The sequence below is a fragment of the Kitasatospora sp. NPDC032757 genome (assembly GCF_055579305.1).
Genome location: NZ_JBVINN010000041.1, coordinates 26,384 through 52,602, shown reverse-complemented (window position 1 = coordinate 52,602; position 26,219 = coordinate 26,384). Strand labels below are relative to the sequence as shown.

The 26,219-nt window shown below is 74.1% G+C and carries 18 protein-coding genes and 1 pseudogene; 13 read left to right on the top strand and 6 right to left on the bottom strand.

The genetic code is table 11. From position 1 onward, the window contains the following. Positions 1 to 193: 193 nt before the first annotated feature. Genes asnB through ACZ5WK_RS32460 form a run of 10 tightly spaced genes read left to right on the top strand, consistent with a single transcriptional unit; the run spans position 194 to position 16,601 of the window. On the top strand, positions 194 to 2,086 hold the full coding sequence (gene asnB, locus ACZ5WK_RS32505) for an asparagine synthase (glutamine-hydrolyzing) (RefSeq protein ID WP_465552847.1): 1,893 nt from the start codon (positions 194 to 196) through the stop codon (positions 2,084 to 2,086). Further along, positions 2,083 to 2,868: an aspartate/glutamate racemase family protein gene (locus tag ACZ5WK_RS32500; RefSeq protein ID WP_465552845.1), complete on the top strand. Its 786-nt coding sequence runs from the start codon at positions 2,083 to 2,085 to the stop codon at positions 2,866 to 2,868. Before asnB ends, ACZ5WK_RS32500 begins: the two co-directional genes overlap by 4 nt. Further along, positions 2,751 to 4,601, top strand: a complete 1,851-nt coding sequence (locus tag ACZ5WK_RS32495) for a non-ribosomal peptide synthetase (protein WP_465552843.1) — start codon at positions 2,751 to 2,753, stop codon at positions 4,599 to 4,601. Before ACZ5WK_RS32500 ends, ACZ5WK_RS32495 begins: the two co-directional genes overlap by 118 nt. Beyond that, positions 4,598 to 7,180 carry an amino acid adenylation domain-containing protein gene (locus ACZ5WK_RS32490; protein ID WP_465552841.1) on the top strand — a complete coding sequence of 861 codons (2,583 nt, stop codon included), beginning with the start codon at positions 4,598 to 4,600 and terminating at the stop codon, positions 7,178 to 7,180. The genes ACZ5WK_RS32495 and ACZ5WK_RS32490 overlap by 4 nt, the downstream gene beginning before the upstream one ends. Next, entirely contained in the window at positions 7,177 to 9,342 is a 2,166-nt protein-coding gene (locus ACZ5WK_RS32485) for a non-ribosomal peptide synthetase (protein WP_465552839.1), read from the top strand. The genes ACZ5WK_RS32490 and ACZ5WK_RS32485 overlap by 4 nt, the downstream gene beginning before the upstream one ends. Next, entirely contained in the window at positions 9,339 to 10,319 is a 981-nt protein-coding gene (locus tag ACZ5WK_RS32480) for a TauD/TfdA family dioxygenase (RefSeq protein WP_465552837.1), read from the top strand. The genes ACZ5WK_RS32485 and ACZ5WK_RS32480 overlap by 4 nt, the downstream gene beginning before the upstream one ends. Next, the gene (locus ACZ5WK_RS32475; protein WP_465552835.1) at positions 10,316 to 11,905 is read left to right on the top strand and encodes a condensation domain-containing protein; all 1,590 of its coding nucleotides are present in this window, start codon (positions 10,316 to 10,318) and stop codon (positions 11,903 to 11,905) included. Before ACZ5WK_RS32480 ends, ACZ5WK_RS32475 begins: the two co-directional genes overlap by 4 nt. Continuing rightward, positions 11,896 to 13,407 carry a lyase family protein gene (locus ACZ5WK_RS32470; RefSeq protein WP_465552833.1) on the top strand — a complete coding sequence of 504 codons (1,512 nt, stop codon included), beginning with the start codon at positions 11,896 to 11,898 and terminating at the stop codon, positions 13,405 to 13,407. The genes ACZ5WK_RS32475 and ACZ5WK_RS32470 overlap by 10 nt, the downstream gene beginning before the upstream one ends. After that, a complete protein-coding gene (locus ACZ5WK_RS32465) occupies positions 13,404 to 14,333 on the top strand; it encodes a GHMP family kinase ATP-binding protein (RefSeq protein WP_465552831.1) in 930 nt (309 codons plus the stop codon). The genes ACZ5WK_RS32470 and ACZ5WK_RS32465 overlap by 4 nt, the downstream gene beginning before the upstream one ends. Before the next feature lie 12 nt (positions 14,334 to 14,345). Beyond that, positions 14,346 to 16,601, top strand: a complete 2,256-nt coding sequence (locus tag ACZ5WK_RS32460; protein WP_465552829.1) for a pyridoxal-phosphate dependent enzyme — start codon at positions 14,346 to 14,348, stop codon at positions 16,599 to 16,601. An 8-nt stretch (positions 16,602 to 16,609) separates the two neighbouring features. Here ACZ5WK_RS32460 and ACZ5WK_RS32455 read toward each other — a convergent pair whose 3' ends face one another. The 4 genes from ACZ5WK_RS32455 to ACZ5WK_RS32440 all read right to left on the bottom strand — a co-directional run bounded on the left by ACZ5WK_RS32455 (position 16,610) and on the right by ACZ5WK_RS32440 (position 18,585). Next, positions 16,610 to 17,401: a thioesterase II family protein gene (locus tag ACZ5WK_RS32455; RefSeq protein ID WP_465552827.1), complete on the bottom strand. Its 792-nt coding sequence runs from the start codon at positions 17,399 to 17,401 to the stop codon at positions 16,610 to 16,612. After that, positions 17,401 to 18,045 (bottom strand): response regulator transcription factor, encoded by a 645-nt coding sequence (locus ACZ5WK_RS32450; RefSeq protein ID WP_331741444.1) that lies wholly within the window; start codon positions 18,043 to 18,045, stop codon positions 17,401 to 17,403. Before ACZ5WK_RS32450 ends, ACZ5WK_RS32455 begins: the two co-directional genes overlap by 1 nt. Positions 18,046 to 18,188: 143 nt before the next feature. Then, the gene (locus ACZ5WK_RS32445; protein WP_331741446.1) at positions 18,189 to 18,410 is read right to left on the bottom strand and encodes a response regulator transcription factor; all 222 of its coding nucleotides are present in this window, start codon (positions 18,408 to 18,410) and stop codon (positions 18,189 to 18,191) included. Positions 18,411 to 18,414: 4 nt separating this feature from the next. Further along, complete coding sequence (locus ACZ5WK_RS32440) at positions 18,415 to 18,585, bottom strand: hypothetical protein (RefSeq protein WP_331741448.1); 171 nt, start codon at positions 18,583 to 18,585, stop codon at positions 18,415 to 18,417. Positions 18,586 to 18,746: 161 nt separating this feature from the next. Here ACZ5WK_RS32440 and ACZ5WK_RS32435 point away from each other — a divergent pair, with 161 nt between their 5' ends. From ACZ5WK_RS32435 to ACZ5WK_RS32425, 3 genes and pseudogenes are all read left to right on the top strand, one after another. Further along, positions 18,747 to 19,751: a helix-turn-helix transcriptional regulator gene (locus ACZ5WK_RS32435; RefSeq protein ID WP_465552824.1), complete on the top strand. Its 1,005-nt coding sequence runs from the start codon at positions 18,747 to 18,749 to the stop codon at positions 19,749 to 19,751. An 88-nt stretch (positions 19,752 to 19,839) separates the two neighbouring features. After that, entirely contained in the window at positions 19,840 to 20,316 is a 477-nt protein-coding gene (locus ACZ5WK_RS32430; RefSeq protein WP_465552822.1) for a hypothetical protein, read from the top strand. Between the two features lie 197 nt (positions 20,317 to 20,513). Further along, a pseudogene (locus ACZ5WK_RS32425) lies at positions 20,514 to 20,741 on the top strand (class I SAM-dependent methyltransferase); the annotation flags it as partial. 181 nt (positions 20,742 to 20,922) lie between these two features. Here the strand turns inward: ACZ5WK_RS32425 and ACZ5WK_RS32420 are convergent. Both ACZ5WK_RS32420 and ACZ5WK_RS32415 read right to left on the bottom strand, forming a co-directional pair. Continuing rightward, positions 20,923 to 24,834 carry a DEAD/DEAH box helicase gene (locus tag ACZ5WK_RS32420; RefSeq protein WP_465552820.1) on the bottom strand — a complete coding sequence of 1,304 codons (3,912 nt, stop codon included), beginning with the start codon at positions 24,832 to 24,834 and terminating at the stop codon, positions 20,923 to 20,925. 287 nt (positions 24,835 to 25,121) lie between these two features. Next, complete coding sequence (locus ACZ5WK_RS32415; protein WP_465552818.1) at positions 25,122 to 25,943, bottom strand: DeoR/GlpR family DNA-binding transcription regulator; 822 nt, start codon at positions 25,941 to 25,943, stop codon at positions 25,122 to 25,124. Positions 25,944 to 26,219 lie beyond the last annotated feature (276 nt).

Genomic DNA, 26,219 nt, shown 5'->3' with positions numbered 1-26,219 from the left:
CCCGTGCGTCGCCGCCCGCAGGTCGGGACCTGACCTGTACTTCGGTACGGCCGGGATTCTGGCCGAAAGGACGAGCAGTAAAACGTTGACCCGTGCGCGGCGCCGCTCCTAATGTGACCGACGGACATATCGAAGGAACAGCGGATTCCGTCAGGATTCGCGTGAGCGACCGGGTGATAGGAGCCTGAGCTCGATGTGCGGAATAGCTGGGGTTTACGGACTCGACGACCCGGCCGGCCTGGACCCCGAAGTCCTGACGGCCATGACCGACGCGCTGGTGCACCGGGGCCCAGACGCGCACACCACCTGTGAGACCGGCGCGTTCACCGCCGGATTCCGCCGCCTGTCGCTGGTCGACCTGGCCGGCGGCGGGCAGCCCCACGCCACCCCGGATTCCTCGGTCGTCTCGGTGTGCAACGGTGAGATATTCAACCACCGGAGCCTGCGTGACGAACTCCGGCGAAAAGGCCACCGATTCCGTTCCGGATCGGACACGGAAGTGCTCGTCCACCTCTACGAGGAATACGGCACCGAACTCACCGAACACCTCGACGGGCAGTTCGCCTTCGCCCTCTACGACCGGCGCGAGGACCGCCTGCTGCTCGCCCGCGACCACTGCGGAGTCCTTCCGCTCTTCTACACGGTGGTGGCCGGCCGGATCATCTTCGCCTCGGAGATCAAGAGCATTCTCCGGCACCCGCTGGTGGAACGCCGGGTCGACCTGCGCGGGCTCGACCAGGTGCTCTCGCTGCCCGGACTGGTGAGCCCCCGGACGATGTTCGAGGGCATCCGGTCGCTGCGCCCCGGCGAGCGGCTCGTCGCGGACCGCTCGGGACACCGCACCGAGCGCTACTGGGACCTCGACTACCCGCTCTGGGACGACGAGGCGCGCCACCGGGACGCCGCCGCGCTCGGCGACCCGCGCGTGCTCGACGGGTACGCCGACCGGACCAGGGGCCTCCTCGAAGCCGCCGTCCGCTCCCGTTCGGTCGCGGACGTCCCCGTCGGGATGTACCTCAGCGGCGGCCTGGACTCCAGCCTGATCGGCGGACTCATGGCCGCCGAGCGCCCCGGCCACCCGTGGCCCAGCTACGCGGTGACCTTCCCCGGCAGCAGCATCGACGAGGCGCGCTACCAGCGGCTGGTGGCCGGCAAGATCGGCACCCGGCACCACGAGGTACCGGTGGACGCCGCGGACACCGCCGGCCTGCTCAGCAGCATGGTCCGGCACGCCGAGACCCCGGTGAAGGAGTCCTACAACGTCTGTTCGATGCTGCTGGCCCGCAAGGTCCGCGCCACCGGCACGGTCGCGGTGCTCAGCGGCGAGGGCGCCGACGAGCTGTTCGGCGGCTACCCGGGCTACCTGTTCGACACGGGCGGCCCGGGCCGCGGGCCGGGCGACCTCCTGGAGGAGCAGCTCGAACGCGAGGCCGCCCACCGGATGTGGGGCCTGGACCTGCGGTACGAGACCGACCAGCTCCCCGCCCACGACCTGCGCCGCCAGCTCTACAGCGGCCCGCTGGCCGAGGAGTTCGACGGCTTCTCGGTGACCGCCCAGCGCCTCGTCGAACCGGAGCGCCTGATCGGACGCCACCCGCTGCACCAGCGCTCCTACCTCGACTTCCACCTGCGGCTCGCCGACCACCTGCTCGGCGACCACGGCGACCGGATGGCCATGGCCAGCTCCGTCGAGATGCGCTTCCCGTTCCTGGCCAGGGACGTCGTCCGGCACGCGACCACGATCCCGCCGTCCCTGATGACGGCCCACGGCCGGGAGAAGGCCGTGCTGCGGCGCGCGGCCGAGGGCCTCGTCCCGCCCGAAGTCCTGGACCGCCGCAAGTTCGGCTTCCGCAGCCAGACCAGCACCGAGCTGCTGCTGGCCGGCGACGACTGGTTCAACGACCTGCTCTCGCCCTCGACCGTGCGCCGGCAGGGCTACTTCGACCCGGCCGTCGTCGCCGAGCTGATCCGCCGGCAGACGTCGGGGGCCCGCACCGTGCACCCGCACCTGGACACGGACTACCTGCTCGTCATCGCGACCTTCGCGATCTTCCTGGAGGAGTTCGACCTGCCGTGCCTGGGATGATCCGAGAACGCGTCACCACGCACCCGACGACCGCCGTGCGGCCGATCCCGGCCGACGCCCCCGCGCGCACCGGGGAGCCCGGCACCCGCAGGCCGCTGATCGGCGTGATCGGCGGAATGGGCCCGCTGGCCTCCACCGAGCTCCTCAACACGGTGTACGGACTCGAACCGCCCGAGCACGAGCAGCTCGCCGCGCGGATCCTGCTGTGGTCCGACCCGGCCGTGGCGGACCGCACCACGGCCATCCAGTCCGGGACGGTCGACCTCGTCCGGGAGGCGCTGGAGTACTCGGTCGACCGCCTGCTCACCGCCGGCGCCGACGTCGTCGTGGTGGCCTGCATCACCGCGCACCCCGCGATCCGGCTGCTGCCGGGGCGGCTGCGCTCCCGCTGCGTCTCCCTGGTGGACCTGGTCTTCGAGCAGCTCGCCGAGCGCCCCGGCCGGCACCTGGTGCTGTGTACCCGGGGAAGCGTCCTCGCCGGGGTCTTCACCGACCACGAGCGCTGGCCCGAGTTCGCGCACCGCCTGGTCCTACCCGACGACGAGGACCAGGAGCAGCTGCACCGCCACGTCTACCGCCTCAAGCGCAACGGCGACCGGCTCGCGACGATCGCCTTCGTCCGCGGACTGCTGCCGAAGTACCGGGCCGCCGCGTTCGTCGCCGGATGCACCGAACTGCACCTGGTGACCCGGGCGATCGAGGCCCGCGGGCTGACCCGGCACCTGCCCAGCATCGACCCGATGACCGTCATCGCACAGCGAATCAGGGATGGAGCAATATGACAACGCCGACGGTTCTGAGGCGATGGGCGGACAGCCTGGCCCGCGACAGCTCCCGCTGTGCCGTCAAGTCCGGTGGCAGAGAAGTGAGTTACCGGGATCTCGCGGGCCGTGTCGCCGGCTACCAGGCCGCGTTCGAGCGGATCGGCAGGCCCGCCGACCCGGTCCTGCTCTCCTGCGCCGACCCGGTCGAGGTGATCGCGGCCGTCCTCGGCTGCATGGCCGCCGGCCGCACGTTCGCACCGGTCGACCCCCGGCTGCCCGCCGCCGTGCTGGACGGCGTGCTCGCCGCCCTCCGTCCGGGCGCGGTCGTCGCCGACACGGCGGGCCGCGAGGTGCTCGAAGGGCGCGAACTGCCCGACGGCGCCGGGTTCGTCCGCCCCGAGACGCTGGAGCCCCGCGAGTGGTCCGCCGAGGCCTGGCAGCGGGCCGCCCCGGAGGACCGCGGCTACGTCTACTTCACCTCGGGGACGACCGGGCGCCCGAAGGGCATCCGCGGCAGCCTCCGGGCCGTCCACCACTTCGTCGACTGGGAGATCGCCGAGTTCGGGATCGGCGAGGGCACCAGGGTCTCCCAGCTGACCTCGCCGGGCTTCGACGCGTTCCTGCGCGACGCCTTCACCCCGCTGTGCGCGGGCGGCACCGTCTGCGTGAACCCGGCCGCCGAGACGCCGGTCGGCGAGGGCCTCGCGCGCTGGCTCACCGAGAACGAGGTCGAGGTCCTGCACTGCGTGCCGACCCTCTTCCGCACGCTGCGCTCCGCCGCCCTGACCCCCGGCTCCTTCCCGGCCCTGCGCGCCGTGCTGCTCGCGGGCGAGCAGCTCCACCCCTCGGACGTCTCGTGGTGGCGCGGCCTGTTCGGCGGCGGCAAGGAGCTGGTCAACCTGTACGGGCCGTCCGAGACGACCATGACGAAGCTCTTCCACCGGACGACGGGGGAGGACGCCCACGCCCGGCTGGTGCCGGTCGGCCGGCCGCTGCCGGGCGTGGCGGCCCGGGTGCTGACCGGGCCCGGCGATCCGCAGGACGCGCTCGGCGAGGTGGAGATCGAGGTCCCGTTCCCGCTCCTCGGCTACCTCGGCGAGGACGAGTGGCGCGGCACGGCCACCACCTACCGCACCGGCGACCTCGGCAGGTTGCGGCCCGACGGGGCATTGGAGCTGTACGGCCGCCGGGACCAGCAGGTCAAGGTCCACGGCGTGCGCATCGACCTCGGCGAGGTCGAGAACGCCCTGCGCGGCCGTCCCGGGGTGCACGACGTCTGCGCGGCGGCGGTCACGGAGGACGCGTCGACCGCCCTGGTCGCCTACGTGGTGGCCCCGGACGTCCCGGACGCCGAGCTGCGCGCGCACGCCGCGCAGCGGCTCGCACCCGGCCTGGTGCCCTCGGTGTTCGTCCGCATGACGGCGATCCCCCGGACGCTCAACGGCAAGGTGGAGCGCCGCTCCCTGCCGCCGGTCCCGCTGCAGCGGACGGCGGAGGCCACGGAACCGCCGCAGGGGCCGGCGGAGACGCGGATCGCCGCGATCTGGAGCGAGATCCTCGGCCTGGCGGGGGTCAACCGCGACGACGACTTCACCCTGCTCGGCGGCGACTCCCTGGCGATCGCGCGGCTGATGGACCGGGTCCGCTACGAGTACCAGGTGGACCTCCCGCTGCGGGCGTTCCTCCTGGACCCCACCGTCGCCGGGCTCGCCTCGGCCGTGACGGACCGCATGGCGCGGAGCGGGTCGTGAGCGCTCCCGCGGCGGCCCCGCCCGCGAACGCCGTGCTCCGCGCCCGTCTGACGGGGGAGTTGGACGTCACCGCGCTGTCGGCCGCCGTCGGCGACCTCGTGGCGGCGCATCCGGAGCTCAAAGCGGCGGGGGAGCGGCCGGGCCGGGTCCGGCTGAGGGTCATCGACCTCTCGCGGTCCGCCGGGGAGCAGCAGCGGCGTGTCCTCGCCGACCTGGCGGCCGACGAGGCCGCCCGGCCGGTCGGGCCCGCCGGCCGCCCCCGGCTGCGGGCCTGCCTCGCCGGGCTGGGCGCCGGGGCGTACGAACTCCTGCTCACGGTGGACCGGGAGCGGGCCGACGCGTGGTCGGTCGCGGGGCTGACCCGGGATCTCGGCGCCGCCTACCGCGCCCGGATTCCGGACGCACCGGCGCCGCCGCCCGCGACCGGACCCCTGCCGGGCGCCTGGCTCCCGGGCGAGCGGGCGTCCCGCAAGCTGCCCGCGGAGCCCGGCGGCGACGCGGCCGAGCGGGTGCTCGCTGCCTTCACCGCGGTGCTCGGCAGGTACGCCGGGACGGACGAGGCCGTGGTGACCGTGCTGGACGGCCCGGCGCACCGGGTGATCCGGCCGGACCTCTCCGACGCCCTGACGTCCGCTCGACTGCGCGCCGTGGTGCGTACGGCGCTGGAGGCCGGCGCGGACGGACCGGCCTTCCCGATCCGTGCCGTGTTCGCGGGGCACGGCCTTCCGGCCGCGGCCCTGGACCTGCCGGGCATCACGGCCGAGGTGACCGTCGACTCCCCGCCCGACCCGGAGGGCCGGCTGATCCTGGCCGTGACCGGGCCGGACGAGTTCACCGTCGCCCTCACCGGCACGCTGCCGGGCCGGGTGACGGCCGAGGGCTTCGCCGGCCACCTCGTCCGGGCGTTGCGGTTCGGGCTCGACACCCCCGACCGGCCCCTGGCCGAACTCGACCTCTCCGGCCGCCCCGCGCCGTACCCGGCACCCGCCCCCGCCACCACCCGGCCGTACCGTGACTACCTGGCCTTCCTGGACGAGGAGTTCGCGGCACGGGTGCAGGAAGCCCCCGAGGCGGTCGCGGTGAGCTCCGCGGAGGGCACGCTCGACTACGGCGGGCTCGACCGGTGGAGCTGCCGGATCGCCCGCGCCCTGGCCGGCCACGGCGCGGGCCCCGGGCAGGTGGTGGCGCTCCTGCCGAGTGGCGGCGCCGGCCAGATCGCGGCCGTCCTCGGCGCGATGCGCACCGGCGCGACCTTCACCTGTCTGAACCCCGCCGACCCGGACGCCCGCCTCCGCGACATCCTGGCCGGCACCGGGGCGGTCTGCGTGCTGGCCGACGAGGCCGCCGCCGCGGCGCACCCCGCGCTCCTCGGACCGGACGGCCGGCTCGCGGGCCTGCCGGTGCTTCCGCTGGAGGCCGCCCCGGGGGACGACTCGCCGGGGGAGCACGTCTGCTTCCCGGCCCCGCCGGTCGCCGACCACCCGCTGTGCATCGTCCACACCTCGGGGAGCACCGGGACGCCCAAGGGGATCGCGCTCTCGCGGGCCGCGTTCGCGCAGTTCGCCGAGTGGCAGCGGGACCGGTTCGGGATCGGGCCGCAGAGCCGGGTCGCCCAGTGGGCGCCGCTCACCTACGACGCCGCGTACACCGAGATCTTCGCGGCGCTCACCGCCGGCGCCGCGCTCTGCCTGCCGCCCGCCGCGGCCCGGCGCGATCCGGTCTCGGTGGTGCGCTGGCTGCGGCGGGAACGGATCGGGCAGATCCAGACCGTGCCGTCGTTCTTCCGGCTGATCACCGAGGCGCTGGACGCGCAGGGCGGCGAACTGCCGGACCTGCGACACGTCCTGGTCGCCGGTGAGGTGTTCCCGGTGGACCTGGCCGAGGCCTGGGCGCACCGGGCGGTGCGGCCGGGGCTGCACAACCTGTACGGGCCCACCGAGTGCATCCTCGCCACCCACCACGAACTGCCCCCGGGCGGGGCCTTCCCGGCCACCGTGCCGATCGGCGGGGCGATCCCGGGCCGGGAGGTTCTCGTCCTCGACGGCCTCGGCCGGCCGTGCCCGGCCGGGGTGCCCGGCGAGATCCACCTGCGCAGCGCGTTCCTGGCCGGCTCCTACCACCGCCGGCCCGCCGAGACGGCCTCGGCGTACCTGCCCGATCCCTGGCGGCCCGGCCGGACGCTGTACCGCACCGGCGACCGCGGCTACGTGCGGGCCGACGGCACGCTGGCGTTCACCGGCCGGACCGGCAACCAGGTGAAGATCCGCGGGAACCGGGTCGAACTGGACGAGGTCGAGGCTGTGCTGGAGCAGCAGGCCGGCGTGCGGGAGGCCGCCGCGGCCGTCCGCACCACCGCGTCCGGCGACCCCTGCCTGGTGGGCTACGTGGTGGCCGACCCCGGAGTCTCCGGGGAGGCGCTGCGGCGGCTCCTCGCGGCGCGGCTGCCGGCCCCCGCGGTGCCCGACCTGATCGCGGTGCTGGCCGACCTGCCGCGCACCGCCACCAACAAACGTGATCGTGCGCGGCTGCCCTGGCCCCTGCCGGCACGACGGAACGAACCGGAAGGTGACGAATCATGACGAACGCCGAAGCGGCGATCGCGGTCCTGGCGGCCGGGACCGGGGCCGGCCCGGACACCCTGCGGCTGGCCGCGTCGTTCAAGGTGGCGGCGGTGCTCACGGGCTCCGACGCGCTCGGCGGCGGCGCGAGCTGGCGCGAGCTCGTCGCCCGGGTGGCCACCCCGGAGGGGCGGGCCGAGGCCGAGCGGGTCGGGCGGGAGGCCGCCGAGCTGGAGCACGTCGGCCCTGACCGCGTCGAGGGTTACGTCCGGACGGTCCTGGAGCGGATGACCGCCTCCCCGGACGAGGCGCACGACGCGCACGGGCTGGTCGGCGGGGAGGAGCTGGCGGCCGTGCTCGCGGGCTCGGGCGGGCCGGTCCGGCCGCTGCCGGACCGCCGGTTCCACGAGCTGTTCGAGGAGCGGGTGCGCCGGCACCCCGACGCGGTCGCCGCGGTGCAGGCAGGGCGGAGCTGGACGTACGCGGAGCTGAACGGCCGCGCCAACCGGATCGCCCGGTCACTGCGGCGGGAGGGGCTGGCCGACGAGGACGTGGTGGCCGTGGTGGCCGAGCGCTCGCTGGAGTGGATGGCCGCGGTGATCGCGATCTTCAAGGCGGGCGGCTGCTACCTCCCGCTGGACCCGGCGTTCCCGGCCGAGCGGATCTCCGTGGTGCTGGAGCGCAGCGGCTGCCGCCGGGTGCTGGCGGACCAGGGGCTGGCCCAGCTCGACGAGGCGGTGCGGGGGCGCGGCGACGTGACCGTCTCGGTGCTGACCGGGGTGACGGCCGGGCCCGGCCCCGAAGAGGACCTCGAACTGCCCGTCCGCACCGACCAGTTGGCGTACATCTACTTCACCTCGGGATCGACCGGTGAGCCCAAGGGCGCGATGTGCGAGCACGCCGGCTTCCTCAACCACCTCTACTCCAAGATCGAGGACCTGGGTGTCCGCGAGGGCGACGTCATCGCCCAGACCGCCCCGCAGTGCTTCGACATCTCGCTGTGGCAGCTGCTCTGCGCGCTGCTGGTCGGCGGCCGGACGGAGATCATCGGACAGGACACCATCACGGACGTCCGCCGCTTCGTGGAGACCGTCACCCGGGCGGGCGTCCAGGTGGCCCAGCTGGTGCCCTCCTACCTGGACCTGGTGCTGGAGACCCTCCAGGGCGACAGCCTCGGCCTGCCGTCACTGCGCTGCCTCGCGGTGACGGGCGAGGCGCTCAAGACCGAACTGGTGCACCGGTGGTTCGCCGCCTTCCCCGGCATTCCGCTGGTCAACTGCTACGGCACGACCGAGGTTTCGGACGACACCAACCACGGCGTGATGCACCGCCCGCCGGCCGGCCGGTCCGTCCCGCTCGGCCCGCCGACCCGCAACGTCCGCGTGTACGTGGTGGACGAGCAGCTGCGCATGGTCCCCGACGGGGCGCCGGGGGAGATCGTCTTCGCAGGGGTGTGCGTCGGCCGGGGGTACGTCAACGACGCCGCCCGGACGGACGCCGCGTACCGGGCGGACCCGTACCGGCCGGGCGAACGCCTCTACCGCTCCGGCGACTTCGGCCGCCGGCTGCCCTCCGGCGAGTTCGAGTACCTCGGCCGCCGGGACTCGCAGGTGAAGGTGAGCGGATTCCGGATCGAGATCGGCGAGATCGAGAACCGCCTGCTGCAGGTCCCCGGCGTCCGCGACGGCGCCGTGGTGATCGCGGGTTCGGCCGAGGACCCGCAGCTGGTCGGTTTCTACAGCGGCGCCGCCGCCCCGGAGCCCGGGGCCGTGGACCGGGCCCTGGCCGCCGTCCTGCCGCACTACATGGTGCCGGGCCGGCTGCACCGCCTTGCCAGGCTGCCGCTGTCCGCGAACGGCAAGATCGACAAGAAGGCGCTGACCGCCGCGGCCCGGGAGCAGGGCCGGCCGGCCGCCGACGGCGACGTGGCGCTCCCGGAGACCGACACCGAGCGCCGGGTCGCCCGGCTGTGGGCCGAGCTGCTCAACGTCCCGCTCGACCAGGTCGGCCGCGGCTCCCGGTTCGTCGAACTCGGCGGCACCTCACTGGCCGCGATCCGGCTGGCGATCGCCCTGGACCGCGCGGTGACGGTGGGCGAGCTGAAGGCCACCCCGACCGTCGCCGAGGTGGCCGGACTCCTCGACCGCAAGGCGGCCGGCCGGACGGCGGAGGCGCGCCGATGACCACCACCACCCGCACCGCCACCACCCGCACCGCACCGGTCCTGCGCGTGCTGGAAGCCGCCCCCGGCCCGCGGTGGGCCGCCGAGCACCGCGGGGAGGTCCTCGCCGAGGTCGAGGCGTCCGGGGCCGTCCTCCTGCGCGGCCTGGGCGTCGCCTCGGCCGCGGACCTCGCGGCCGTCACCGCCGCCCTCGGGGTCGAGCCGATGGTCGAGCGGGAGGGGTTCGCGCCCCGCGAGCGCCACGGCGCGACGGTCTACTCGGCCTCGCACTGGCCCGCGGACGCCCCGATGTGCATGCACCACGAGCAGAGTTACGCCTCCGAGGTCCCCGGTCTGCTGGTGTTCGGCTGCCTGACCGCCCCGGACCGCGGCGGCCGGACGATGCTCGCCGACTCCCAGCAGGTGCTGCGCAGCCTCCCCCAGGAACTGGTCGAGCCGTTCCGTCGGCACGGCTGGCTGCTGCTGCGCACGTACCAGGACGTCGGCCTGCCGTGGACCGACGCCTTCGGCACCGAGGACCGGGCCCTGGTCGACGCCTACTGCGCGGCCGAGGGCATCCGGCACGAGTGGTTCGACGACGGCCGGCTGCGCACCGCGCAGCGCCGGGCCGCCGTCGTCGCCCACCCCCGCACCGGCGTGCCCGGCTGGTTCAACCAGATCGCCTTCCTCAACGAACTGACCATGGACCCGGCGATCCGCGAGTACCTGCTCGACCAGTACGGGCCGGCCGGTCTGCCGTTCACCACGGCCCACGGCGACACCGCCCCGGTCGGCGCCGACACCGTCGAGACCGTCAACGCGGTCTACGACGCGGCCGCCTTCGGCGAGTCCTGGCGGGACGGCGACGTCCTGGTCGTCGACAACATCCGGATGGCCCACAGCCGGGAGCCGTACGAGGGCCCCCGGGAGGTCGCCGTCGTCCTCGGCAACCCGGTCCGGCTCGCCGGCCACGTCCTGCCCGGCGGTGAGGCCGGATGACCGCCGCCTCCTTCGCGCAGGAACGCGCCTGGCTGGCCAGCCGGTTCGCCGCCGACACCGCGCTGTACCACGTCGCGGACCAGTGGCCGCTGCACGGGGACGTCTCCGAGGGACAGATCCGGGCGGCACTGGCCGCCGTGGTGGACCGGCACGAGGCGCTGCGCACCGGGTTCCGGGTCGTGGACGGCACGCTGACCGCGGTCGTCCACGACCGCGTCGACCTCGATCTGGAGGCCGTCGACCTGTCCGGCCGGACCGAGCAGAAGCAGCGCGCGGACCGCGAGGCCCTCGCCGACCGGCTGAAGCACACCGCCTTCGACCTCTCCCGCGCACCGCTGTGGCGCGCCGGACTGGTCAGACTCGGCGCCGGGCGCTGGCGGTTGCTGTTCGTCGCCCACCACGCGGTCTGCGACGCCCCGTCACTCTTCAACCTCCACGCCGAGATCACCGAGTTCTGCGCGGCGTTCGAACAGGACCGGCTGCCGCACGTCCCCCGACTGCCGCTCTCCTACGGCGAGTACACGCGGCAGCAGCGCGAGCGCCTCGGCGGCGCCGAGATCGCCGCGCTGGCCGGCTACTGGCGGGCGCAGCTCGCCGGTCTGCCACCCGCGCACGGCCTTCCGCTGGACCTGCCGCGGCCGGCCCGGAGGTCCTTCGCCGGCGCGGAGCTCCGGGCCGAACTCCCGGCCGGCACGGCGTCCGCGCTCGCGGAGGCCGCCGGCCGGTACCGGGTCACGCCGTTCGAGGTCCTGCTCGCCGGGTACGCGGCCCTGCTCCACCGGCGCTCCGGCCGGGACGACATCGTCCTCGGGGTGCCGCTCTCCGGCCGGGACCGCCCCGAACTGCTGCCCCTCGTCGGCACCTTCGTGAACATGGTGGTGCTCCGGGTGGACACCTCGGGCGACCCCTCCTACGCCGGGCTCGTCGAACGCGTCCGGGCGGTGTGGCGGGCGGCCCGCGACCACCAGGAGATGCCGCTCCAGACCGTGGTCGAGCAGCTCGCACCGCAGCGCGGCCCCGGCCTGCCCCCGCTCTACCAGCTGGCGTTCAACGTCACGGCGGCCGAGGGCTTCGGGCCCCCGTCCACCGCGGCCGAGGACGACCTGCTGCTGGAGGTGTCCGGCACGACGGCCCGCCTCGAGTACAACACCGCCCTGTTCGGACGGGAGACCGCCGAAGGGCTGCTCTCCGACTACGCGGCGGTGCTCACGGCGGCCCTCGCCGACCCGGCGACACCGCTGTCCCGGCTCCCGGCGGGCCCGGGGCCCGAGGGGGGTGCCGTCCCGGTCCCACCACCCGGCCACGTCCCGCCGCGCACCGCCGCCGAGGAACTGGTGGCCCGCGTCTGGGCCGAAGTCCTCGGCGTCGACCGGGTGGGCGTCGACGACGACTTCTTCGCCGTCGGCGGCCACTCGCTGCAGGCGCTGCGCCTGCTCGCCAGGCTGTCGTCCGACCACCGCGTCGAGACCACCGTCGACGCCTTCTTCTCGAACCCGACCGTCGCACGGCTGGCCGCAGAGCTGGACCGGCACGCCGCGACGCACCGGGAGAACCAGACCGACCCCGAGGGAGAGACATGGCAGTGACCGGCCGGATCGACGGCGTGCCCAGCGAGGTCTGGGACGAGGAGGTGCTGGCCCCGCAGTTCGGCTACGAGGCCGAAGCCCTGTTGCCGCACTACGTGTCGATCGAGAAGGTGCTGCTGCTGGAGTACCGCAGGATGGGCCTGGTCGACCCGGAGGGGGCGGCCGCGATCGCCGGACGGCTCGACGAGCTGACCCCCGAGCTGATCCGGGCGGACCCGCGGGACAACATGTCGGACATCTTCTTCGCGATGGAACGCCACGTGGCCCGCGGCGGTACCGCCCCGTTCGCCGCCTGGCACGTGGACCGCAGCCGCAACGACTTCCAGGCCTGCGGCCAGCTGTTGACCTGCCGGGAGAACGTCCGTGCCCTCGCCGGGGACCTCCTCGCGCTGGGACGCACGGTGGCGGCGCGCGCCGCCGAACTGCCCGACAGCCCGATGCCCGGCTACACCCACGCGCAGGCCGCGCAGACCATCACACCCGCCTTCTACCTCTCGGCGCTCTCCGAGGAGACCCTCGGCGCGGCCCGGCGCCTGCTGACCACCTACGACGAGATCGACCGCTCGCCCCTCGGCGCGGGCAGCATGGCCGGCCAGGAACTGCCCTGGGACCGCGAGCGGATGGCCGGGCTGCTGGGCTTCCGGCAGCCGCAGCCGCACGCCCTCGTGTCGGTGGCCTCCCGGTCCTGGGCCCTCGCGGTCGCGTCCGAGCTCTCGAACTTCGCCGTGCTCCTCAGCCGGTTCACCACCGACCTGATGACGTGGAGCGGAGCCGGGTTCGGGTTCGTGGACTTCCCCGACGCGCTGGCCGGGATCTCGGCCGCGATGCCGCAGAAGCGCAACTTCCCGGTCCTGGAAAGGATCCGCGGCCGCTGCTCGCACGTCGTCGGCTGCGCGACCCAGCTCGCCTTCGCCCAGCACGGCACCCCGTACGCCAACAGCGTCGAGGTCTCCAAGGAGGCCGGGCGGCACCTCCAGGCCCAGTTCGCCGCGCTGCGCTCGGCCCTGCGGCTGGCCCACACCGTCCTCGCCACCGCCACCTTCCGGACTGACCGCATGCGCGAGGCCTGCGAGGGGGACTTCCTCGGCGCCTTCACCCTCGCGAACCGGCTGACCCTGGACGCCGGCGTCCCCTGGCGGACGGCGCAGGTGATCGCCGGGGCCTACGTCAGGGCCGCCATCGCCGAGAACCTGACCGCGGCCACTCCCGACGGCCCGCTGCTCGCGGCGGTCGCCGAGGAGCACGGCCACCGGGTGCCGGAACCCGCCGAACTGCTGTCCGGCGCCCTCGACGCCGACAAGGCCGTCCGGGTCAAGAACTCCGCGGGGTCGACGCACCCCGACGCCGTCCGCGCCATGCTCGCCGCGCAGGAACGCGGCTACCGCGAGGTGTCCGGGCAGTGGCTGGTGCGCGGCGAGGCGGCGAGCGTCGCCGTGGCGCGCGTCGACGCCCTGCTGGCCGTCGAGGACACCGCCGAGCGCACCCCGGCGGGCACCCCGTGACCGGCCCCAGCCTCATCACCCGCCGCCCGGGCGCGGACCTGCGCAGCGGCCGCGCCGACGCCTCCGGGACCTTCGGCGAACTGCTCCAGGGACGGCTGCCCGACGGCACGGACTTCCTCGTCACCCTGCCGATCACGCTCCGCTCCCGGGCCTGGTTCCGCTTCGACGGGGCCGGTCCGCTGCGGGTCTTCCCCGCCCACAAGAAGAAGTCCCTGCGGCTGGCCGAGGCCATGCTGACGGTGCACCAGCCCGGTAGCGGCGGGACCCTGATCCTGGACAGCGACCTGCTCATCGGCAAGGGACTGGCCAGCTCCTCGGCCGACCTGGTCGCCACCGCGCGGGCGGTCGGCGGCGCGCTGGGACTGGACACCGGCCCGGCGGCGGTGGAGCACTGGCTGCGCCCGATCGAGCCGACCGACGGGGTGATGCACCCGGGCGTCGTCGTCTTCGAGCACCGCGAAGTGCGGCTGCGCGAGGCCCTCGGCGGGCTGGCGCCCGCCACCGTGGTGGCCGTGGACGAGGGCGGCCACCTGGACACCGTCGCCTTCAACAAGCGGCCCAAGCGCTACTCGCCGGCCGACACCGCCGAGTTCACCGGACTGCTGGAGACCCTGACCGCGGCCGTGCGCGCCGGGGACCTCGCGGCCGTGGGTCGGGTGACCACCCGCAGCGCCGTCCTCAACCAGCGGTTCGCACCCAAGCGGCACCTGGACGCGATGCTGGCCATCGCCGGGCGGACCGGGGCGCTCGGCGTCGTGTGCGCGCACAGCGGCACCATGCTGGGCCTGCTGTTCGACGACGCGGACCCGGACCGCGCCCGCAAGGTGGCCGAGGCGCACGCGGCCTGCGAGGCCCTGGGCGACGACACGCTGCTGTTCCGGACCCTCCCCCGGCCCTCCCGGCAGGGCAGTTCCCACACCTCCTAAGGACGTGCACACATGCGGCAGGAATCGGTCATCGACGGCATCGGCCACACCCCGGTGGTGCGGCTGCGGGTGGACGCCCCCGAAGGCGTCGAGGTCTTCGCCAAACTGGAGATGCAGAACCTCTTCGCGATGAAGGACCGGGTGGCCCGGCAGGTGATCCTCGAAGCCCGGCGCACCGGCGCGCTGGCCGAGGGCGGGCCGATCGTGGAGAGCTCCTCGGGCACGATGGCGCTCGGGGTGGCCCTGGTCGGCACGTACCTCGGCCACCCCGTGCACATCGTCACCGACCCGCGCATCGACCCCATCACCCTGGCCAAGCTGCGCACCCTGGGCTGCGAGGTCCACATCGTGGCGGAGATGACCGGGCAGGGGTGGCAGAGTGCCCGGCTGGAGCGCCTGGCCGAGCTGATGGCCGACCTGCCCGGCGCGTTCTGGCCGCGCCAGTACAGCAACCCGCAGAACCCCGCCGCGTACCGCGGCCTGGCCGGCGAACTGGTCGCCGACCTGGGGTCGGTGGACGTCCTGGTCGGGGCGGTGGGCAGCGGCGGCTCGCTCTGCGGGACGTCGAAGGCGCTGCTGGAACGCCTGCCCGACGTCTCGGTGGTGGGCGTGGACTGCGTGGGCAGCGTGCTCTTCGCCCAGCCGGACCGCCCGACCCGCAAGCAGGGCGGGCTCGGCAACAGCCTCATCCCCGAGAACATCGACTACCGCGTCTTCGACGAGGTGCACTGGCTGTCCGACGACGAGGCCTTCGACGCCACCCGCCGGCTCGCCCAGGAGCAGAAGATCTTCGGCGGGAACACCTCCGGGTCGGTCTACCGGGTCCTCACCCACCTCGCGGCCCGCGCCGAGCCGGGCACCCGGCTGGTCGGGATCATGCCGGACCGCGGCGACCGCTACGTGGACAGCGTCTACGCCGACGCCGCCGCCGACGCCGGCCGGGGCGCACCGCGGGGCGCCGTCGCCGACGCCCCGGAGGAGGTGGAGTACGGTGCCACGGTGTCCAGTTGGTCGTTCGCCCGGATACCCCGCCGGGACCGCCGGCTGCTGCTCTTCGTCGAGTCCAACACCACCGGCACCGGGATGATCGCGCTGCGGACCGCCGTCCGGCTGGCCCTGGAGCCGGTGCTGTTCACCAAGGACGCGGCGCGCTACCCGGACCTGGCCGACACCGGCTGCCGGGTCGTGGTCTGCGACACCGACGACGAGGCCGCGCTGACCGCGGCCATCGCCGGGGTGAGCGCCGGACGCCGGGTGGCGGGCGTCACGACGACCAGCGAGTTCTACCTGGAGCACACCGCGCGGGCGGCCGCGGCCCTGGGCACGCCCGGCAACCCGCCGGAGGCGATGACCCGCTGCCGCAACAAGGCGCTGACCCGCACCGCGCTGCAGGAGGCCGGGGTGACCCAGCCCGGGTTCGCGATCGTCACGGACCCGGACCGGGTCGCGGCCGCCGTCGCCGCGGTGGGGCTGCCCTGCGTGGTCAAACCGGTCGGGGAGTCCGGCTCGCAGTCCGTGCTGTGGTGCGAGGACGCCGTGACCGCCGCCGCGCACGCCACCGAGCTGCTCGCCGTCACCCACAACGTGCGCGGCCAGCGGACGCCGGGCGCGGTGCTGGTCGAACAGTACCTGGACGGGCCCGAGTTCAGCGCGGAGATGTTCGGCGAGGACGGCGAGGCCCGGTGCGTCGGCGTCACTCAGCGCACCGTCAGCCCGCTGCCGCACTTCGTCGAGACCGGTCACCTCTTCCCCGCCGACATCGACGACGTGCTGGCCGACCGGATCGCCGACACGGCCCGGCAGGCGCTGAAGGCCGTCGGCTTCGAGCGCGGCCCGGCACACGTCGAGCTCAGGCTGACCGCCGACGGTCCGGCCGTCATCGAGATCAACGGACGGCTGGCCGGCGGCATGATCCCGGAACTCATCCGCCCGGCCACCGGGATCGACCTGCTGGAGCAGCAGATCCGCGCCGCCGCCGGCCTGCCGCTGAACCTGTCGGCCGACCACGCGTCCCGGGCCGGCCTGCGGTTCCTGACCGCGCCGCGGCCGGGCCGGCTGACCGGCGTGGACGGGGTCCGGCAGGCCGAGCGGGTGCCGGGCGTGGAGCGCGTCCTGGTGAGCGCGACGCCGGGGCGCGAGGTCCGGCCACCGCGGAGCGCCTACGACCGGCTGGGCCACGTCATCGCCGTCGGCGCGTCGCCGCAGGAGGTCGGACGGGCACTGGCCGAGGCGACCGGACTGATCGAGGTCGGCGTCGAAGGGGAGTGACGCCACCGTCATGCCCCGCCCGGGGCAGGCCGGTCGCCATGGTGCTCGTGGAGGTCGGCCGCGATCCGGCCGAGCATCCCCTCCATCTCCTCCCGGAGGAAGAAATGGTCCCCGGGGTGGACCTGGAGGGCGAAGGACGCCGAGGTGTGGTCGGCCCAGCCCGCGGTCAGATCCGCCCGGACGATCCGGTCGTCCCGGCCGGCGAACGCCGTGATGGGGCAGGAGACCCGGCTCCGGGCCGGCGCGTGCCACTGTTCGAGCAGGGTCAGGTCGGCCCGGATCACCGGCAGCATGAACTCCATCAGTTCGGCGTTGGCGAGGATCTCGGGAGGCGTGCCGCCCATCGCGGACAGCTCCGCCACGAGCGCGGCGTCCGGCAGGCCGTGCAGCGGCCTCGGCTCGGCGGCCGAGGCCGGCAGGGCCCCGGACACGAAGAGCCGGGCCGGCGGCGTGCCCCCGGGCCGCCGTTCCAGCTCCTCGGCCACCGCGTACGCGATCTTCGCGCCCATGCTGTGCCCGAGGATCGCGAAGGGCCCGCTCTCCTGCCGGAGGACCTCCTCGCACAGCGCGTCCACCATGGCGGCCATGTCGGTCAGCAAGGGGTCGCGCAAGCGGGTGCCGTGGCCCGGCAGTTCGACCGGGACCGCCTCGACGGAGAGGTGCCGGGCCGCCTCCGTCCAAGGGCGGAAGAAGTGCGCCGCCCCGCCGGCGAAGGGGAGGCAGTAGAGGCGGGGCAACCCCGTCGTCCCCTTGGTCCACGGCAGCCAACGGGTGCTGTGGTGCTGGTCCTGTCGCAACATCAGGTGACACCGTTCTGGTGGGCGAAAACGGCGGCCTGCAGGCGGTCCCTGAGTCCGAGTTTCCTGAGCAGCTGGGAGATGTGGAACTTGACCGTCGACTGAACGATGCAGAGCCGCTTGGAGATCTCGGCGTTGGACATCCCGTTCGCCAGCAGCGCCAGGATCTCGCGTTCGCGGAAGGTGAGAAGGTTCAGGCCGAGCGCCGGGAACAGCGCGGGCTGTTTGTCGCGGACCCAGCCCAGGAGCAGGGCCGCGATGTCGGGGGAGAGGAAGGAGTGGCCGGTGGCCATGGCTCTTATCGCCTGGGGGAAGTCCTCCACCAGGGTGTTCCGGGTGACGATCCCGGTGGCGCCGGCCAGGATGGACTCCAGGACGGCGTCGCCCTCGGCCGGTGCCATCAGCAGCGTGCGGGGCGCCTCCCGGCTCGGCCTCAGGAGCTCGCGGACGAGATCGATCCCCGTCATGTCCGCGAGCTCGAAGTCGGCCACGACGACGGCGGGGTTCAGCTCCCGCGCCAGCGCGCTGGCGGTGCTCCCGTCCGCGGTCTCACCGACCACCCGGATGTCCGGCTCGGCCACGAGGGCCGAGGAGAGTCCGCTGCGCATCAGCGGCTGGCCCGCACATATCAGAATGGGTATTTCCATCGGTCTGTGACATCCCCCTTCTTCGGAGTGGTCCTCCCAGCACGCCCGGTTCCCGCCGGTCCTGGCGTCGCCCACGGGCGAGCCGCCGGCCGGCCGGACTTGTCCGACCCCCGTCGGGGAGTGCTGCTCGGATTCGGACTGAATCAGCCCCTGCCGGGCCCGGCGGGCACAGCAGGCCCGGCGGCGTCGAGCCCGAGGGCGATGGCCAGCAGCTGGGTACGGCTGCTGGCTCCGCTCTTGGCCCGCATGTTGCGGACGTGGGTCTCGACGGTGTGGTGGCTCAGGTGCAGCAGACGGGCGATCGCCCGGGAGGTGCGGCCCTGTGCGAGGTGGACGAGGATCTCCCTCTCTCGCGTCGTGAACAAAGGTTCAGCCTCCCCAGGAGGTGTCGTCGCAGCGGGTGAGGGGCGGGCAGGTGAGGACACCGGCCGCGGTGGGAACGTCGTGGCGGGCGGGCGCCGAGGTGGCCGAGGCGACCGGCGTCAGCCAGGCGGCAGCAGCGCCGAGGAGTGCCACGGTGATGAGGATGATGCGCTTCATGGGGATCTCCCGTGGGTTCATTGGCATTTGCCCCATTGGGTGAAGGGGCCATGGCTCCACTCTGGCGGGCATCGAAGATCGCCGACATGCTTGGAGCCGTTCATCAACTTGCCTGACAGCAAAGGGGTGTGGGGGTAAATATGGACAAAAACGATCGCGATGTGACAGAGCGTCGGACCGAAGCAGGTCAGGGGCACGAATCCGACCTGTCCGTCTACGCATGGTTTGCGGAGAACCGCTACACCGGCGCCCACGATCCGGCGGTCGTGGCGCAGGCGACGGGACTGTCCCCGTCCGGTGTGACGGCGGCGGTCGAGCGTCTGCTCGATTCGGGACTGCTGGCGCCGGCCGGCGCCAGGCAGGAAGCACTGAGGGTGGTCTCCCCCGACTCGGCCTTCTTCCGGCGCGCCGCTCCCGTCGAGGCGGAGATCCGTCAGCGTCAGGACGACATCGCCCGGATGCGCAGCCGGTTCGACGAGTTCTCCCCGCTGTTCCCGGACAGCCGGGAGACCGGCGCGGGCATCGAGGTGATCCCCACACTGGCGGAGGTGCGCTTCCTGCTCAACCGGCTGGGCGAGCAGTGCACCACCGAGGTGGTCTCCTGCCAGCCCGGCGGCGGCGCCCGGATTCCCGAGGCGATGTCCGAGGCACTGGTGCGCGACCGGGCGATGCTGGAGCGCGGCGTGCGCATCCGCACCCTCTACCACCACACCGCCCGCTTCAACGGCCCCAGTCAGGCCTACGTCGCCGCCGCCTCCGTCCTGGGCGCCGAATACCGCACCACGCACGAACTGGCCGGGCGGATCATCATCATGGACCGCGAGACCGCCTTCCTCCCCGCCGCGGGCCCGGAGCTGGGAGCCGTGGTCATCCGCGAACCGTCGACCGTCGCCTACCTGTACGAGATGTTCGAACTCACCTGGGGCCAGGCCACCCCGTTCCAGGAGTCGACCGGACGCGAGATGGAGGCCGTCGCCCGGGAACTGCACCGCACGATCCTGCGGCTGCTCGCCGACGGGCTGAAGGACGAGGCGATCGCCCGGAGGCTGGGCATGTCGCTGCGCACCGCGCGCCGTCACATCGCCGAGATCCTGGAGCAGCTCGGCGCCGACAGCCGCTTCCAGGCGGGCGTGGCCGCCAGTCGGACGGGCCTGCTGGATACCTGAAAATCGTGATGCCGTCCGACACGCCGATGCTCCATGCTTGACACTCCGACATCGCTGTGGTGGCCGGCGCCGCCGAAGGAGAGTGCACGTGGACTGGGAACGCCTGAGCGAGCGCCCCGGGCTGGACCCCTACCTCCAGGAGCTGGCGCTCTTCCTGGACGCCCACTTCGCCCGCACCTTCGGGCTGCTCTGGCCCGAGAACGACCCCGTCGTGCCCCTGGACGCGGGCGGATCGCCGGACGCGGCACTGGCCGCATACGTCGCCACCGGCCTCACGGCCCTGCTGGGCTGGAAGGTCGCGCACGCCACCGGTGCCCGGCCGCCCTCCGGCCACGTCCTGGTGATCCAGTCCGCCGGATCGAGCCACTGGACGCTCCTGTCACCGGGTGACGTCGCCGCCGAGGTCTCCACCCTGAGCGGCGAGGCCCTGTACCTCCCGTCCGGCTGTCGGTCCAGCGCCGTCCACAGCGACGACGCGAGGCACGTCATCCTCGTGGTCACCGATCCCGAGGAGGGGCCGCCGGCGTCACCCGCCGCGCCGGCGGCCGACGGCCTTCAGGGCTGAGTCCGTCAGGGCTTCCGGACGGCTGAGCTCCGCTCACGCCGTTCCCCGCCGCGGGCGCCCCGCCGCGGGTGCAGCGCCCGCGATGGCACTCCCGGCTCCGGGATGCACGGCGGCGCGGCGGGGAAGAGGCTTCCCGGCGCGGCGCTACCGTCGTCAGGGTGACGGGAATCGATGCCGACCGGCGGTGGTCCGAGTCCATGCCGGCGGCCTACGAGCGGTACCTCGTGCCGGTGGTGTTCCGGCCCTTCGCCGAGGACCTGACCGCCCGGGCGACGGCACTCCGCCCTGAGCGAGTCCTCGAACTGGCTGCGGGTACCGGCGCGTTGACGTCGGGCCTGCTCGCGGCGGCACCCTCGGCCGAGGTGACGGCCACCGACCTGAACGAAGCCATGGTCGCGTTCGGGTCGACCCGGGCCCCGGGCGCGGGCCTCGGGCTCGGCCTCGGCCACGGCTGGCTGGTTCGCCGTGAGGCAGGCAGGCAGGCAGGCGGCTCCATTCCCACTCCAACGGTGGCGGACCCCTGCTCCGGGCACGGTTCGCGAGAACACCGGCGTCGGTCCGGCCAGTCTCCTCTCGTGGAGTCCTTCCGCCGGAGCGGGCCGCGGGTCAGCCGTTCAGCCAGCCGGAGGCGTCGAACCGGGCCAGGCCGCTGTGCCCGGCCAGGACGTCGAAGTGGCGGTGCCGGCCCCACAGGGCCCGGTCGCCGATGACCAGCAGTCGGCGGCGGGCCCGGCTCACGGCGACGTTGAGGAGGTTGGGGCTGGCGGCCGCCCAGTCGCGGGCTCCGTTCTGGGACGCCACGGTACCCAGCAACAGGATGACCACGTCGGCCTCCTTGCCCTGGGTGGTGTGCACCGTGCCGACCCGCTTCGCGGGAAGCCGGTTTCCGGTCGTACGCCGTGCCCCGGCGACCACCTCACGGAAGGGGCTCACCACGAACACGGACTTGCCGAGGCGCTCGCGCACCTCGTCGGGCGACACGGTGCGGAGGTCGGCCGGCTGCCGGCCCTCCCGGTGCGCGGCCTCGGACTCCTCCTGCTCGATCTGCGCGCGCATCCGATCCTCGAGGAGGTCCAGCGCCCTGCCGAGCACGAGGCCCTGCTGAGCCACCCACTTGCCGTCGGACTCGCCCCCGACGACGTTCAGCCAGACGCTGCGGTCGGCGAGCGGACAGGGCGCCCGCTCACCCGTGCCGAACACCATCAGCCCGTCGTAGGCGATGCGGTTGCTGATCTCGAACATCGGATCGTCGCAGCGACGGTGCACCCGAAGCGGTGACCCCACCCACACCTCCGTCCCGCCGTCCGGGAGTTCGGCCGGGAGCCAGGTGCCGCACCGGGCGAGGCGGTCCGCGACCCGCTGGACCGAGGTACGGCCGGGCGCCCACTCCTGCGCCACTCCGTAGTGGGTCCGGAGCCGCTGCTGCACCGTCCAGGGCACCGTCACGACGGGTTCGAGCTGCAACGGGTCGCCGACCACGACCGCGCGGCGGGCCCGCCAGAGTGCGCCGACCGCCTGCTGCGGGGCGGCCTGCCCCGCCTCGTCGATGAACAGCCAGCCCAGGGCCTCGGAGCCCAGGCCCGCGAAGAGGCGGTCCAGCGAGGCGAAGGTCGTCGACACCACCGGCACGACCAGGAACAGCAGCTGCCAGGCTGCGCGGACGTGCTCCGGCGGCAGGTCCTTCGGGGCGTCCCCACCCACGACCTCCATCACCGCCTGCAGGCTGGTGAGCAGGCGCTTCGCCTCCGCAGCGAGGAAGGCCCGGTGCAGATCCAGCGCGGCGAGGAAGACGCGGGTGCGGGCGGCGCTGAACTCCTCGTCCATCCAGGGGGCGGACGTCTCCCGCCGGCGGTCGGCCTGCGGGTCTCCGGGGAGCGCGGCCCAGTCCTCGGCCGGCACGTGTGCGCGCCACCGTCGCGTCGCCTCGGAGACCCGGTGGGCGGCGATGTCGGCGGTGGTCCGAACCGTCGCCGCTGCCCGCTCGGCAGCGGTGACGGCCTGCTCCGCGCGGCGCAGGCCGTCCAGCCGGCCCGCGTACGAGCGCTGTGCCGCAGCCTCGGCGGCAGCGGCCTCCATGCCGGCGGCCCGTGTGGTGGCGAGGAGCTCGCCGAGCCGGGCGAGTGCGGTCTCCGACGTCTCCCATGCCGTTTCGGCCTGGGCCATGGCGCTCACCAGGGGTTCCCGCCCGCGCAGCCAGCGCTCCTCCGCATCCGAGGACAGCCGGGCGCGGAGCCGGCCCGGACGCTGACGCGCATCGTACGAGCGCAGGTCGTCCAGCCGTGACTGGCACACCCCCCGGCGCAGTTCCACGGTGCGCTGAGCCTCGGCCAACGTTGCGGACACCTGGTGCTCGGTCTGCCGGGCGGCCGCCAGCCCTTCGGCCGCGGCCTGCACCGCGGCGTGTGCGTGGGCCAGCGCGCGCTCGGCCGGCGCCTTCTCCGCCCGAGCCGCTGCCACGGCGGCATCAGCCGTCCGTATCTGTTGCGCCAGGAGCTGCCGGCTGTCGCGTGCGGCGGCCGCGGCCTCCCTGGCTGCGGCGAGCTCCTGGACGGCCTGGCGCGCCTCGGTGAAGCGGCGTACCGCCACCGGCCAGGGATCTCCCAGCGGAGCGGTGGCCGGTGCATCCGACGCGCCCGGGGCACCGGATGGGCGGCTGTCGCTGTGCGGGTTCCGATCCGGGGCAGGTCGGGCGTCACGGTCCGACTCCGTCTGCCGGACGAGGAGATCTCGCAGCCCCTGACCGGTGGCCACGGCTTGTCGGCGGCGCCGGCCGGGCCGTTGCGGGTCGGCCGTCTCCTGGATCTCCCGGCCCCACCAGAGGCGGCTGACGAACTGGGAGCGGTTGGCGCGATTGCCGAGAGGCGCCGCCACCGCTCCCCACGCCTCGGCGCCGCCGAGCAGGAGCCTGCCCTGCGCGGCGAGGTAGTCGGCCTCCTCGCGCCACTCCCCGGCCACCGCGGCCGCGGACGGGATCTCGGTCGTCACGTTCTCGACCGCACCGTTGTTGGCGGACGCGATGACGATCTCGTAGCCCGTCAGCTCCTCGCGCAGCCCGTGAAGCTTCCGGTTCCACTGGCCGGAGCTCCAGGTGTGGACCTTGCCGAACGCGTCCGCGGGAGTGGCCAACGCCGCCAGCCGCTCCGCACGTTGCACCACCAGGGCGGCGATCAGGTCCCGGAGCATGGTGGTCTTGCCGGTGCCGGGCGGCCCGTTGACCGCGTAGAGGCCGCCGCCCCCGGCGCCGCCGAGCTCCGCCAACGCGCTGTTCACCGCGAACTGCTGGCTGAGCACGAGCGGTTGGTCACTCCTGCCGGGCCACCGGCCGAGCGGGGCAGCCGTCGGACGGACACCGTCCAGCAGGGTCTGCGGCCGTTGCCGGACGTCGGTCCGGCGGCCGGAGTCCAGAGCCGCGGTGGGCCGGAGGTACTCCTCCAGCGCCCGCCCCGACGTGCCCTCCGCTAGCGCCGCAGTCACCTGCTCGAGGTCCGCCGCGATGAAACTGTTCAGGAAGTCGGCCTGGTCGCTCTCCGCGCTCTGCGACTCCCGGACGGTGTAGCTCTTCACCCGCACGGCGTCCGGCCGCAGCGCCTCCGCGATCCCGAGCTGTTCGGCGACCCAGCGGGTGACGGCCGCCAGGTCCCTCACCTCCAGCGGCTTCAGGCCCAACGGGACGGGGAGATCGCCCGCCGGGTCCGGACCTCGAGGGTCTTCCGCCGCGTCCGCGTCGTCCCCGGAACGCGGACCGCCGTCGAGGATTCCCTCCACCCGCTCGGTCACGTGATCGCTCACCCGGCTGGTGACCCCGTCCGCGAGCGCGTTCGCCGCCGACCCGGTCAGCGTCTCGGCGACCGCCTGGGTGACCGAGCCCAGCGCCGCGCCCGCCACGGTGCCCACGGCCGAGGCGATCCCGCCGACGGCCACGCCGAGCACGACGTCGACCGCCACGCCCGCGATCGCACCGAGCGCAGATCCGGGCCGGGACGGCGCGCCGCTCGCTCCTCGCTGCCGTTCCACCACCGGGAGCCGGCCGTCGCCCAGCTCGAGGAGCGTGGACACGCACTGCTCGGAGTCCTTCTCGAAGTCGTCGAGCCAGGCCGGGTCCGCCGGTCCCGGGCGCAGGGCCCGGCCCACCGCCCAGGCGCACGACGAGATCGTCACGCTGTCCTTGAGGAGCAGCCCCTGGTCGTTGACCGAGAAGCAGAGCACTGCGCTCTGGCCGCCCAAACGGCCGTCGAAGTCCTCCGTGGGCCCGTCGGTGCCGAACACGCCGAGCAGCGTGTCGCGCAGCGCGGTCAGCTCGAACACGCCCGCGTACACCGTGTGCTGCCAGGACCGTCCGCGGCCGGGCGCGCGCCGGCGGAGCCGGTGGCCCGGCTCCCACGGCAGGGGCCGGCCGTCCTGGACCGGGTAGACGTCCTTCGACGGATCCACCCGGTCGACCTTCTGCGGGCTGAACAACTCCACCGCCCGCCAGTACCGGACGATCCCAGCCCTGCGCTCGCGTTCTCCACCGGCCATCCCCACGCCCCCTCATGCCAGCCACACCCGGAGATCAAGCAGCGTACGGGATCACGAACTACCCACGCGTGCCTTGGTGACTCCGGCGGATCGGGAGGACGGCGGATCGCCGGGTTTCCGCATGCGGAAGGGGCCGGAGTCCCTGCTGCACGGCCCATCAGGTGGGCAGAGCAGGTGCACCGTCGCGAGGCCGGGGGCTCAGGCCGTGGGGATCTCAGCCGTTCGCCTCGGACTGCCGGCACCCGGCAACGGCCGCACGGGCTGAGCACGTGTCAGGCCGGTCCCGCCTACCGGCCGCCGGTGTCCGGCGAAGTCCCGGGAGCACCCGTGATGACCAGCTCGCCGACTCTGTCCGCGAGGACCGCCCGGGCGTCCGGCGGCATCCTGTCGTCCGTGACGAACCAGCCGATCTGGTCCAGGTCGGCGAAGGTGCTGAGCCCGGTGATGCCCCACTTGGTGTGATCCGCCGCCACTGCGACGCGGCGGGCGCGGGAGATGAACACCCGGTTGGTCTGTGCTTCCGCGAGGTTGGGGCTGGTCAGACCCTCGCTCTCGGTGACTCCGTGGGTGCCCAGGATCAGAAGGTCCACATGGAGGGAGGCGATGGCGTGATCGGCGATCGGGCCGACGAGCGCCTCGGAGCGGGTCGCACTGCCGCCCGTCAGGAGCACGACGGGCGCGCGGTGGGCGGCGTCCGCCGCGCCGCGGACGAGGCGCTCGACCGGAAGGGAGTTGGTGAGGATGGTGAGGTCCGGCACGTTCAGCAGTTGCGCGGCCACGGCGTGCGTGGTGGTTCCGCCACTGATGGCCACCACCGTGCCGGGGTTGACCAGGGCCGCGGTCGCCTCGGCGATGGCGGCCTTGGCCGCGGATTCCAGGGTCGACTTCACCTCGAATCCGAGCTCTTCGCTGGTGCCGACGGCGACCGCGCCGCCGTGGACCTTCTCCACCGCGCCGGACCGGGCCAGGGCGTCGAGATCGCGGCGGACCGTCATGTCCGACACCCCGAACACGACGACGAGATCGGAGACGCGCACGGCGCCGTCGCGCCGGACCGCCTCCAGGATGAGGGCGCGGCGCTGGTGGACGAGCAGTCCCTGGTCGGACATCCCCATACCTGTCGTCGACTCCCTCGGGCGGATCGGATAGGGCGAAGTGGGACTTTCGGACACCGGGTGCGCGGAGAGCGGACCGGAGAGCCCGCCCACGGTGCTGTCAGCCTCCCGCGAGGTTCCTCCGGGCCCCGCTACCGGCGCGCGGCCGGTACCGGGACCGCTGGTGGCACCCGTCCCGGACGGGTGCCACCAGCGGCCGGCGGCGATCAGGCCGACCCTCGGCGGCCCTCGCCGTTCCGCCGGGCGTACCGGCCCGGCCGCTCCGTCCCC